Source organism: Weeksella sp. HMSC059D05, assembly GCF_001809725.1.
Taxonomy (GTDB): domain Bacteria; phylum Bacteroidota; class Bacteroidia; order Flavobacteriales; family Weeksellaceae; genus Weeksella; species Weeksella virosa.
Genome location: NZ_KV798517.1, coordinates 1 through 458, shown reverse-complemented (window position 1 = coordinate 458; position 458 = coordinate 1). Strand labels below are relative to the sequence as shown.

At 28.2% G+C, this 458-nt stretch carries 2 pseudogenes; one reads left to right on the top strand and one right to left on the bottom strand.

Annotated features, from left to right (window positions below):
- Positions 1 to 182: pseudogene (locus tag HMPREF2660_RS00875) on the top strand (lysine--tRNA ligase); the annotation flags it as partial.
- A 90-nt stretch (positions 183 to 272) separates the two neighbouring features.
- On the opposite strand, the pseudogene HMPREF2660_RS11020 reads toward HMPREF2660_RS00875, so the two are convergent.
- Positions 273 to 458 (bottom strand): annotated as a pseudogene (locus HMPREF2660_RS11020) (cytochrome d ubiquinol oxidase subunit II); the annotation flags it as partial.

The window sequence follows — 458 nt, the reverse complement described above, 5'->3', positions numbered from 1 at the left end:
AATCATTAATTATCAGTATTTTACAAAAAAATGATAATATTATAGAGTTAAATAGTTTGAAATATGAAACTAATCTAAGTGGAAAGAAATGGGACAAGTCAATGAAAAATTTGGCTAAGTACAATCTGACCAAAGTTTCGGTAGACGGTGATGAAAAAATAGTGACTTATATTGGAGAATAATTTGATTAAGAATTCATTACCTCCATATTATAATACTAAAAAAGGATATTCGATGAATGAATATCCTTTTTATGTTAAATAGGAATACGTTTATTTTTGAGCTGATCGAGTATTTTGTTTATTAAATGCATACATAAGGTAGATGAAAAACGGTAAAATGAAAACCGAACCTCCTAATAGCGCATAAGCTAGCATATCTATCACTTTTTCATTCGCTGCATTATCCATCAAAGATAAGCTTGATCCATCTCTGAAAAGTACAATATTTGGATAATG